This window comes from Streptococcus orisasini (genome assembly GCF_001431045.1).
In the GTDB taxonomy this organism is placed as follows: Bacteria; Bacillota; Bacilli; order Lactobacillales; family Streptococcaceae; genus Streptococcus; species Streptococcus orisasini.
Genome location: NZ_BCLE01000017.1, coordinates 63,994 through 74,492, shown reverse-complemented (window position 1 = coordinate 74,492; position 10,499 = coordinate 63,994). Strand labels below are relative to the sequence as shown.

Genomic DNA, 10,499 nt, shown 5'->3' with positions numbered 1-10,499 from the left:
TCGGTCAATTCGCCTATTTTTCTTATAGATTGTGAATTGATATTATCCTAAGATGTGTGTACTTGTGAAATGCTAACTAGAGAGTTTGTCTACAACCTGAAATTACTTCCTAATTTTCTTTTAAAAGCAGACTTACTGCTCTATTAATTCTGTCCCATTGATATCCTGTTTAATTTTCCTAGCTTTCATCAAGCCGCCCAAAGCTTTTTTGAATTGGCTCTTGGAGATACCAAAAGTAGCTTTGATATCATCTGGCGATGACTTGTCATTTAAAGTCATAAATCCACCATTACTTTGAAGATAAGCTAAAATCATCTGGGCATCATTCTCAAGCATTTCAAAAGAACGCGGTTTTAAGGATAAATTGAGGGTACGGTCAACCTCACGAAAACCAATAACACGCGCCTTAAGAACTTCACCCAGACGTGGTTCAGCATAGCGTTCGCTTGGGTGAATGAAGCCCAGCATATTGTTTTCGGGCAGATAAACAAAGGTACCTGTCAGTTTGAGGCGATAAACAATGGCAGGCCATGTCTGATTTTGCATATTATTGTAAGCTGGTCCAGCCATTTTTTGGAAAACTTCCGGTCCAGCCGGAACAGCCCAAATTCGGTTTTTCCTGTCAACATCCAGATGTACGTAAAGTTTATCCCCTTTGTTAGGCCACAATTCTTTTAATTCGGGGAGGACATCCAAAGAAACAAGGAATTGCTTATCTGCCAAGCCGACATCAAGAAAAACGCCGAGATCCCGCCGTACATCAGTCACAAGACCCCAACCATACGATGTACGTGTAGTTTCTACAGCAACCGTTGTCAAACGTGCTTTTTGCTGCTTGTCTGTGTAGACAAAGCCCTTGACCATGTCACCAATCTTGTGCTGACCTTCTTTTTTATCCAAAGCAAAGGTAAATCCATCTTTTTGGATAAAATAAAATGTTTCATTTTCATCTGTCACCATTCCAGTGATGACTGTTGCCAGTAAGTGATTCATAATTGAGGTTCAGGTTTTAAAAATGAAAAACGGATATAGTTGCATATATGCAAAAAAAGATATAATTGTCTTGCTTTATCCCATTCTCACATTGTTAAGCCCTGTTTCATTCCTTTCCTTTATAAAAGGGAGTGGATCCCCACCCCCTCTGCGATTTTATTTCTAATAAACTCTAACTGCTGTTTAAATTTGATTACAGCAAATTTAAGAGCCAAAATTTTCTAAGATCAAACTTCAAGCAGTTCTTTTTCCTTATTTGCTGTCATATCATCAATGTGTTTAACAGCATCGTCCGTTGCTTTTTGAATATCTTTTTCTAAAGACTTCAATTCGTCTTCCGTGATTTCCTTAGCTTTTTCTTGTTTTTTAGCTTCATCCATAGCATCACGGCGGATATTACGGATTGCAACCTTGGCATTTTCACCAACTTTTTTCACTTCTTTGGCCAAGTCGCGGCGAGTTTCTTCTGTCAAAGCAGGAATAACCAAACGGATAACAGATCCGTCATTTGCTGGATTAATACCAATATCTGAAGCATTAATAGCATGTTCAATATTTTTCAGCGATGATTTATCAAATGGTGAAACCAAAAGAACACGTGCTTCTGGGACAGTGATAGAAGCCAACTGATTTAGAGGGGTAGGCACACCGTAGTATTCCACTTCAATACGATCCAAAAGACTAGCATTGGCACGACCAGCACGAATGCTGCCAAACTCACGTGCAAGAGACTGATGAGACTGTTCAAATCTTTCTTTTGCTTTTTCTACAATAGCATTTGCCATTTATATTCTCCTTATACTAAGATACTAAGGGCGTTAAGAAAGCGAGAAGAAAATAAGGAGCCTAACGCCATGCGCTTTGCGCATAAGGCAGGCTATCTTTTTCTCGACGCTTTTAGCCCGTGTTCAGTTACATAAGATACGGCAGAGGGTTGTTATCTAAGTGCTTTGCACTTGATAACAAACGCCAATCACCATTGTGACTTGGCTACCTCTCCCACTAACTTCGTTTGGTTAGTAAAATCGACTAACCAAACGAAGTGTCGCAAAGAGCGTAAGCGAGCAAAGTCAAAATAGGAGGTTCGACCAAGAGTCAAAGGACTCTAGGAGGAATTATCTTTTTGACACAGCTCGCAGCTCGTGTTCAGTTACATAAGATACTAAGCCGTTAAGCGACTCAAAGAAATTTAGGGAGCCTGACGAAGAATCCCTAAAGATTCTAGGAAGGCGAGTCTAATTTCACAGAGTCGTAGGCGTGTTCAATTAATAAGATACGGCAGAGGATTGTTATCTAAATGCTCTGCATTTGATAACAAACGCCAATCACCATAGTGAATTGGCTACCTCTCCCACTAACTTCGTTTGATTAGTAAGATTGACTAACCAAACGAAGTGTCGCTAAGCCGTTAAGCGACTCAAAGAAATTTAGGGAGCCTGACGAAGAATCCCTAAAGATTCTAGGAAGGCGAATCTAATTTCACAGAGTCGTAGGCGTGTTCAATTAATAAGATACGGCAGAGGATTGTTATCTAAGTGCTCCGCACTTGATAACAAACGCCAATCACTATAGTGATTTGGCTGCCTCTTCCGCTAACTTCGTTTGGTTAGTAAGGTCGACTAACCAAACGAAGTGTCGCTAAGGGCGTTAAACGACACACAGCAAAATAGGAGATTCGACGAAGAGTCGCAGGACTCTAGGAGAAGCTATCTTTTTGCACAGTGTCGTAGCCGTGTTCAATTATTCTGAGTCAGAAATTTTACTGGTGACAGTTGTTCCAATCTGCTCACCGAAGATGACACGTTTAATATTACCAGATTCATTGAGATTGAACACAACCAAATCAATATCATTATCCATTGACAGCGAACTTGCTGTTGAATCCATAATTTTGAGACCACGCTTGAGGACTTCCATATGGGTCAGTTCGTTGAATTTGATAGCATCAGCATTCTTACGGGGATCGTCATTATAAACCCCATCAACACCGTTTTTGGCCATAAGAATAGCATCCGCTTCAATTTCTGCTGCTCGAAGGGCAGATGTTGTGTCAGTTGAAAAGTAAGGCGATCCGACCCCAGCAGCAAAGATAACAATACGGCCCTTTTGCAGATGGCGAAGAGCCCGGCCTCTGATATAAGGTTCTGCAACCTGCTGCATAGCAATGGCTGTCTGAACACGGGTATCCACACCTACATGCTGAAGAGCATCTGCCATGACAAGGGCATTCATAACTGTTCCCAGCATACCTGTATAATCAGCCTGAACACGATCCATACCGGCTTCAGAAGCAGGCTCTCCTCTCCAAAGATTGCCGCCACCGATAACCAGAGCAATTTCGACGCCTGAATCATGAACTTCCTTAATTTCCTCAGCAATTGCTTGAACAGTCGGAATATGGATGCCGACTCCTCTTTCTCCAGCTAAGGCTTCTCCAGAAAGTTTAATCAACACACGATCATATTTAGGTTTTACCATTATCTGTACTCCTTATTTTATCCCTAATATTTTACCATACTTCCAATAAAATTTATAGTATCTTTTCTGTTTGAAAACGGGAAAATTCAAAAATACAAATAAGTCCCAATCTTTTCTGTTTTTTAGTACAAAAAGACAAGATCAGCATCTAAAAATTTATCTGTTAAAACAGCTGTTGCATCAAAACTAGAGTCTAAAAAAGATTGGAAAACAAAATTTCCCAATCTTTTTACGGCTTAAAGTGAGTTGGCATCAACCTTGATACCAGGTCCTTGAGTTGTTGTAAGAGCAAGGTTAGTGATGTAAGTACCTTTTGCAGTAGCTGGTTTTGCTTTTACGATAACATCGTTGAAAGCCTTGAAGTTTTCAACCAACTTATCTGTATCAAATGATACTTTCCCAATGATAGCTTGTACGTTACCAGCCTTGTCAGCACGGTAAGTGATTTTACCGCCTTTAGACTCTTCAACTGCCTTAGCAACATCCATAGTTACTGTACCAGTCTTAGGGTTTGGCATAAGGTTACGAGGGCCAAGGACACGACCAAGACGGCCGACAACTGCCATCATATCAGGTGTTGCAATGACAACGTCAAAATCTAACCAACCGCCGTTGATTTTTTGAACGAGTTCATCTTCACCAACAAAGTCTGCACCAGCTTCTTTAGCTTCTTCAGCCTTAGCACCACGTGCAAAAACAAGCACACGCTGAGTTTTACCAGTACCGTTTGGCAATACCATGGCACCGCGGATTTGCTGGTCAGCTTTTTTAACATCAATGTTAAGGTTATAAGCAACTTCTACAGTTGCATCAAATTTTGCGAAATTAGTTTCTTTTGCGAGTGCTACAGCTTCTTCTACGCTGTAAGCTTTGGTGCTGTCAATTTTTTCAAGAGCAGCACGTAATTGTTTGCTTTTTTTAGCCATTTTATCTTCTCCTTGTAATGTGGTCATATCGATTTTCATCTCCCACGTCACTCGTCAACATATGATCAAGCATTGCGGGTCTAGTGCTTCCGATGTTCAGCTAATTTTCCTCCGCCTTATTACAGCAGCAAAATTTTGTAAACGCGGATAACACCTTATCAGGATTTCTATTAGTCAGTAACAGTGAATCCCATAGAACGAGCAGTACCTTCGATCATACGCATTGCAGACTCAATGTTTGCAGCGTTCAAATCTGGCATTTTTGTTTCAGCGATTTCTTGTACTTGCGCACGCGTTACTGAAGCAACTTTAGTTTTGTTAGGTTCACCAGAACCTTTGTCAACACCTGCAGCTTTTTTCAAAAGAACAGCAGCTGGCGGTGTTTTAGTAACGAAATCAAATGATTTGTCTTCATAAACTGAGATAACAACTGGGATAATCATACCAGCTTGGTCAGCTGTACGAGCGTTAAATTCTTTCGTGAATCCCATGATGTTGATTCCTGCTTGACCAAGTGCTGGTCCAACTGGCGGAGCTGGTGTTGCTTTACCAGCAGGAATTTGAAGTTTTACGATGTTTTCGACTTTTTTAGCCATTATAAAATCCTCCTGTTGTGGTTCTCTCGGTAATTAAAAGATTTTTACCTCCCACAAATATGCCATTACAGCATACTCAACTATTATACACTATTTTAGGCAAAAATCAAGATATTTAAACAGGGAATTTTTTCTGCTCTACCTTTGCCAATGATGCGAGGCCAAAACATTTTTATTTTCATTCAGGCGTTTACTTTCTTGTAAAATCGTTATAAAATAGGATTATGATTATGTACAAATTTATGGCTGTGGCCTTTATTTTTCTTACTCTTGTATTTTCTTATATCATTGTTTCGACCTTTCGTTTGAGGCGCTTCGGTCTAAATCTGGCTGATCTGGCACTGCCGCTTTTTGCAGCAGAAATTGTTCTAGTCTCAGCTAAGTTTTATACCCACAGTTTTCTGCCACATTATTTACTGGCCATGTCAATTCTGGCTTTGACGCTGGCCATTCGGCAGCTCAAAAAAAGAAAAGCTTTTTCTTTCAGACGCTTTTTCAAATTTTTTTGGCGGGCCGGTTTCATTTTGACCTTCTTCTTTTATTTAGCAACTGTTATTGCGGCTTTTCTGGCCAACTAATCATAACTTCATATAAAAAAGCAGATAAGTACCAAAGACGCTTATCTGCTTTTCATTTATGATTGATTCTAATAAGTAATATCTTAAGAAAATTCGCTAATGCTGGATGCTCTACGCTAAGTCCTAAGAAATCTTGATTAAAGTCCTTAAGCTTTGTTTTCGCAGTATGTCGACTGCACGAACGCGCGTCGCAGCTGCTGTTAGCTCTGCCTAATCAAGTAATCAAAAGCACCCAAAGCTGCGGTCGCTCCGGAGCCCATAGCAATAATGATTTGCTTATAAGCAGAATCGGTACAGTCTCCTGCCGCAAAAACTCCAGGAATATTTGTTGCTCCTTGTTTATCAGTGATAATTTCACCCTTACTGTTTAGAGCTAAATCACTGTCCGCAAGCCATTTGGTATTGGGAACCAGACCGATTTGGATAAAGACACCAGATAGGTCCAAATGGTGTTCTTGATTAGAGGCACGGTCCACATAATCCAGACCTTCAACATGATCGCTCCCTACAATGGCCTTGGTAGCGACATTTGTCAAAATACTAACATTGCTGAGCGCCTGTGCCCGTTCTTGCAGGATTTGGTCTGCTTTTAAATCCGGTAAAAATTCTAAGACATAAACATGACTGGCCAATCCCGCTAAATCAATGGCAGCCTCAAGACCGGAATTTCCGCCGCCGATAACAGCCACTTTTTGACCTTCAAAAAGCGGGCCATCACAGTGTGGACAGTAAGTCACACCTTTGTTGCGAAATTCTTCTTCTCCAGGGACGTTGATATTGCGCCATTTAGCCCCCAAAGAAAGAATTGCTGTTTTGGCTTTCAAAAGAACTCCATTTTCCAGCTCCACTTCAATCAAGTCAGTTTTCTTAAGAGCCTTAGCTTTCTGAGCCTTTATAATATCAACAGGGTATTTTTTAACATGTCCTTCCACCTGAGCCATAAGCTGCGGACCTTCTACGTAAGGGGTACCGATCATATTTTCAATGCCGACCGTTTCCAAGACCTGCCCACCAAAGGTTTCTGCTAAAAGACCTGTTTTTATCCCTTTTCTAGCAGCATAAACAGCCGCACTGCTGCCCGCAGGACCACCTCCAACAACCAGCACATCATAAACGCCCTTGTCAGCAAAATCTTCCTGACTCAAAGGACCTGAAATTTTCTCTAAGAGCTGCTCAATTGTTGCACGCCCAGAAGTGAATTCCTGTCCGTTTAAATAGACAGTTGGCACCGACATGATGCCCTTTTCTTTCACTTCCACTTCAAACATGCCTCCTTCAACCATGGTATGGCTGATATTAGGATTAAGAACAGCCATGATATTAAAGGCCTGAACAACATCAGGACAGTTATGGCAGGTCAGACTGACATAGGTTTCAAAATGCAAGGGACTGTCAATGGCTTTTATTCTTTCAATAATATCGGCTTCCACCTTAGGCGGACGGCCAGAGACCTGCAGCAAGGCTAAGATAAAGGACGTGAACTCGTGTCCCAGAGGAAGCCCTGCAAATTCTACTCCTGACTGCTTTCCTTTTTGAGCGATTCGAAAGCTCGGAACTCTTGACAGCGGCTTTGCTTCAAGACTGATACGCTCAGACATGGCTGCAATTTCTTCAAGAAAATCCCTTACCTTTGAAGAGTTATCATCCTCTGCCAAATTAGCTTCCAGAACAATGTCAGATTCCAGTAGTTCCAGATACTGGCTCAATTGTTGTTTGATGTCTGCATCTAAAGCCATAACAGCCTCCTTTAAATTTTACCAACCAGATCTAAACTTGGTTTTAGAGTCTCTGCTCCTTCTTTCCATTTAGCCGGGCAAACTTCACCAGGATGGCTGCGAACATATTGAGCGGCACGGATTTTGTCAATTAAAGTGCTGGCATCACGGCCGATACCGTCCGCATTGACTTCCATCATTTGGATAATTCCATCTGGATCAACGATAAAGGTTCCGCGCTGAGCCAAACCGTCTTCACCCAAAACTTCAAAACCTTGAGAAAGAACATGTGATGGGTCACCAATCATGGTATAAGTGATTGTACCGACAACATCTGAATCATCGTGCCAAGCCTTATGAACAAAGTGGGTGTCTGTAGAAACAGAATAGACTTCAACCCCCAATGCTTTCAAGGCATCATATTGTTCTTGCAAATCACCGAGTTCTGTAGGACAGACAAAGGAAAAATCAGCTGGATAGAAACAAAAGACTGACCATTTTCCTTTTAAATCCTCATTTGAGACGGTCACAAATTTACCGTTACGGTAAGCATCAGCTGAAAACTCAACAATTTCTTTTCCGACTAAAGACATATTTCGTCCTCCTTTTATTTTGAAAACATTATAGGAAAACTCTTACAAAAAGTCCAATAATCAGCTTAAAAAGATAGTTTTTATAATATCAAGGAAAAATAAAAAATGAATAGTATTCTAAACACAAAGAAGAATACCATTCATTTTAGTTTAATATCAATTGCTTTGCAAAACCTTGCGCGGCTTGGTGCCTTCCGCCGGACCGATAACACCGGCCTCTTCTAATTCTTCCATGAGGCGGGTCGCCCGATTAAAACCGACAGAGAGGCGGCGCTGCAGCATCGAAGCGCTGGCTTTCTGCGTTTCTAATACCAAGGCCTTGGCATCTTCAAAAAGCGGATCGCCTTCAGAGGCAGCGCCATTGCTGTCAGAACCTTCATTTTCAGAAACTTCCCCTGGATCAAAGCTCTCATCGTAATCAGCATCGGCCTGTTCTTTGATAAAGGAGACAATACGTTCAACATCGTCATCCGAAATAAAGGAACCTTGCAGGCGGACAGGGTGATTTTCATCAATCGGTTTAAAGAGCATATCGCCGCGGCCAAGAAGTTTCTCAGCACCATTTTCATCCAAAATGGTGCGGCTGTCTGTCCCGCTTGAAACCGCAAAGGCAATCCGGCTAGGAACATTAGCCTTGATAAGACCTGAAATAACATCAACAGAAGGTCTTTGTGTGGCTAGAATCATATGAATACCGGCTGCACGCGCTTTTTGTCCTAAACGGATAATAGCATCCTCAACTTCTTTACTAGCTACCATCATAAGGTCAGCCAGCTCATCCACGATAACCACCAAAAGCGGCAGAGGAACATGCTTGGTTTCTGAGTGGCGGTTGAATTCTTCTACCTTGGCATTGTAGCCTGCGATATTGCGCACTCCAAAATGACTGAACAGCTCGTAGCGGTTTTCCATTTCATCGACAACCTTTTGCAGAGCCTTGCTGGCCTTGCGCGGATTGGTCACAACAGGAATGAGCAGATGAGGAATATCATTGTAGACAGACAGCTCAACCATCTTAGGGTCAATCATCATAAACTTGACTTGATCAGGCCGAGCCTTCATCAGAATGCTGGCAATAATACCATTGACCGCTACTGATTTCCCAGAACCAGTTGAACCTGCTACCAAAATATGGGGCATTCTGGCCAGGTCAAAAGAGCGGACCGAGCCGTTGACTGCCTTGCCCAACGGCACTTCAAGCAATTTATCCGGTGATGTCTTGGCCTGCTCCCAGAGTTCACGGAAGGTCACTGTTGCCACTTCAGAGTTAGGAACTTCAATTCCGACTAAGGATTTGCCAGGAATCGGTGCCTCAATCCGGACATCCTGAGCCGCCAAGGCCAGAGCCAGATCATCTGCAAGATTGGAAATCCGATTGACACGAACACCAACAGCGGGTTTGACTTCATACTTGGTTACCGAAGGACCGATTTCAGCGCGTTCAACACTGGCCTTGATCCCAAAGCTGGCAAAAGTTTCTTCCAATATCTTGATATTATCACGAACAAGCTTCTTCTCCTTGCTTTGGTTTTTAGGCTTGTCCTTAGCAAATAAATCAATCCCAGGCAGTTTATAGTGAAGATTTTCTTTAGGCGTAAAGTCAACTTCTAAAGGTCCATCTTCATAATCGTCTTCAGACCCTAGATTATTGCTTGCAGCTGGCTGATCAGAAAGAGTGTCTTCAGCGACCTCATCTTCCTCATTTGGCTGATAACCGATAATTTCGGGTTCTTTATGAACCTGACCGTCAAAATCATCTAGATCAATGGTCTGAGCCTGATCCAAAACCTCGCCCGTTTCTAAATCAATAGCAGCATTAACTCCATGTTCAGCTTCCGCCAATTCCTGCGCCTTCTGAGCAGCTTCTAATTCAGCCTGAAGACGCTCTTCTTCTTTCTCAGCAAAGCGTCTTTCACGATGTTCCTCGCGTTTAGCTTGAAATTTAGCATAGGCTCCCTTGAAAAAGTCCATAACATCGTAAACGTCCCAAGGACTTATGAGAAAGAGCCCTAGAAGAATAAAAAGCCCCCCTATCAAAAAAGAACCAATATTAGAAAACAGAAAGGCAACTGGCATATAAAAGAGGGCTCCTAAAAGACCGCCACCAGCAAAATTAACCACTCGGAAATTAGCCAAATCACTAAAAATAATAAGAAGAGTTCCTTTAATGACACTTTGGCCTTTCATGCTAGCCATGGAAAAAAGATAGGCCTGCCATTCTAAGAGCAAGCCTAGCATAGTGACAACAAAACCTCCAACCAGGCCTTCATACTTGCGCAGCCATTTTGCTCCAAAAAGATATATTAAAACAGCAAAAATAAGAGGATAAGCCAGACTTCCCACTAAGAGGCGAACAATATTGTAGACAGTAATCCCTACCCGTCCTAGTTTAAAAATGGCAAAAAAGAGGATAAAGGCCATAATAAAAGCAGCCGTCATCCGCTTTATTGCTCTTTGTTTTTCTAATTCTGCTTTTGTCGGACGGCGCGTTTTCCGTCCTTTTCGTTTATTCTTTGCTTTAGCCATGATGTTATTATACCATTTTTATAGTATTTGGGAAAAGAACTGCCATTCTCTTTTTTTAAATTTATTTATAATAAAGTTGACAAGAATCTTAGAG

The 10,499-nt window shown here is 41.7% G+C and carries 9 protein-coding genes; 1 reads left to right on the top strand and 8 read right to left on the bottom strand.

What is annotated here, in order from left to right:
* Nucleotides 1-132: 132 nt before the first annotated feature.
* From SCSH_RS03365 to rplK, 5 genes are all read right to left on the bottom strand, one after another.
* The gene (locus SCSH_RS03365; RefSeq protein WP_057490486.1) at nucleotides 133-993 is read right to left on the bottom strand and encodes a CvfB family protein; all 861 of its coding nucleotides are present in this window, start codon (nucleotides 991-993) and stop codon (nucleotides 133-135) included.
* 227 nt (nucleotides 994-1,220) lie between these two features.
* A complete protein-coding gene (gene frr / locus SCSH_RS03360; protein WP_057490485.1) occupies nucleotides 1,221-1,778 on the bottom strand; it encodes a ribosome recycling factor in 558 nt (185 codons plus the stop codon).
* 955 nt (nucleotides 1,779-2,733) lie between these two features.
* Entirely contained in the window at nucleotides 2,734-3,471 is a 738-nt protein-coding gene (pyrH, locus tag SCSH_RS03355) for a UMP kinase (RefSeq protein WP_057490484.1), read from the bottom strand.
* Between the two features lie 236 nt (nucleotides 3,472-3,707).
* Nucleotides 3,708-4,397, bottom strand: coding sequence for a 50S ribosomal protein L1 (gene rplA / locus SCSH_RS03350; RefSeq protein WP_057490483.1), 690 nt, complete (start codon nucleotides 4,395-4,397; stop codon nucleotides 3,708-3,710).
* Nucleotides 4,398-4,567: 170 nt separating this feature from the next.
* The gene (gene rplK / locus SCSH_RS03345) at nucleotides 4,568-4,993 is read right to left on the bottom strand and encodes a 50S ribosomal protein L11 (protein WP_003087294.1); all 426 of its coding nucleotides are present in this window, start codon (nucleotides 4,991-4,993) and stop codon (nucleotides 4,568-4,570) included.
* Nucleotides 4,994-5,217: 224 nt separating this feature from the next.
* Here rplK and SCSH_RS03340 point away from each other — a divergent pair, with 224 nt between their 5' ends.
* Nucleotides 5,218-5,571: a DUF3397 family protein gene (locus SCSH_RS03340; RefSeq protein WP_152972498.1), complete on the top strand. Its 354-nt coding sequence runs from the start codon at nucleotides 5,218-5,220 to the stop codon at nucleotides 5,569-5,571.
* A 200-nt stretch (nucleotides 5,572-5,771) separates the two neighbouring features.
* Here the strand turns inward: SCSH_RS03340 and ahpF are convergent, their stop codons facing one another.
* From ahpF to SCSH_RS03325, 3 genes are all read right to left on the bottom strand, one after another.
* Nucleotides 5,772-7,307 (bottom strand): alkyl hydroperoxide reductase subunit F, encoded by a 1,536-nt coding sequence (ahpF, locus tag SCSH_RS03335; RefSeq protein WP_057490481.1) that lies wholly within the window; start codon nucleotides 7,305-7,307, stop codon nucleotides 5,772-5,774.
* A gap of 11 nt (nucleotides 7,308-7,318) precedes the next feature.
* On the bottom strand, nucleotides 7,319-7,879 hold the full coding sequence (gene ahpC / locus SCSH_RS03330) for an alkyl hydroperoxide reductase subunit C (protein WP_057490480.1): 561 nt from the start codon (nucleotides 7,877-7,879) through the stop codon (nucleotides 7,319-7,321).
* A gap of 156 nt (nucleotides 7,880-8,035) precedes the next feature.
* On the bottom strand, nucleotides 8,036-10,405 hold the full coding sequence (locus tag SCSH_RS03325) for a DNA translocase FtsK (protein WP_057490479.1): 2,370 nt from the start codon (nucleotides 10,403-10,405) through the stop codon (nucleotides 8,036-8,038).
* Between the last annotated feature and the right edge of the window lie 94 nt (nucleotides 10,406-10,499).

What these genes read in the sequence shown, in the direction of transcription:
- frr (WP_057490485.1), bottom strand. Translation starts at nt 1,778, where the DNA reads ATGGCAAATGCTATTGTAGAAAAAGCAAAAGAAAGATTTGAACAGTCT.
- ahpF (WP_057490481.1), bottom strand. Translation starts at nt 7,307, where the DNA reads ATGGCTTTAGATGCAGACATCAAACAACAATTGAGCCAGTATCTGGAA.
- ahpC (WP_057490480.1), bottom strand. Translation starts at nt 7,879, where the DNA reads ATGTCTTTAGTCGGAAAAGAAATTGTTGAGTTTTCAGCTGATGCTTAC.
- rplK (WP_003087294.1), bottom strand. Translation starts at nt 4,993, where the DNA reads ATGGCTAAAAAAGTCGAAAACATCGTAAAACTTCAAATTCCTGCTGGT.
- SCSH_RS03325 (WP_057490479.1), bottom strand. Translation starts at nt 10,405, where the DNA reads ATGGCTAAAGCAAAGAATAAACGAAAAGGACGGAAAACGCGCCGTCCG.
- SCSH_RS03340 (WP_152972498.1), top strand. Translation starts at nt 5,218, where the DNA reads ATGATTATGTACAAATTTATGGCTGTGGCCTTTATTTTTCTTACTCTT.
- SCSH_RS03365 (WP_057490486.1), bottom strand. Translation starts at nt 993, where the DNA reads ATGAATCACTTACTGGCAACAGTCATCACTGGAATGGTGACAGATGAA.
- pyrH (WP_057490484.1), bottom strand. Translation starts at nt 3,471, where the DNA reads ATGGTAAAACCTAAATATGATCGTGTGTTGATTAAACTTTCTGGAGAA.
- rplA (WP_057490483.1), bottom strand. Translation starts at nt 4,397, where the DNA reads ATGGCTAAAAAAAGCAAACAATTACGTGCTGCTCTTGAAAAAATTGAC.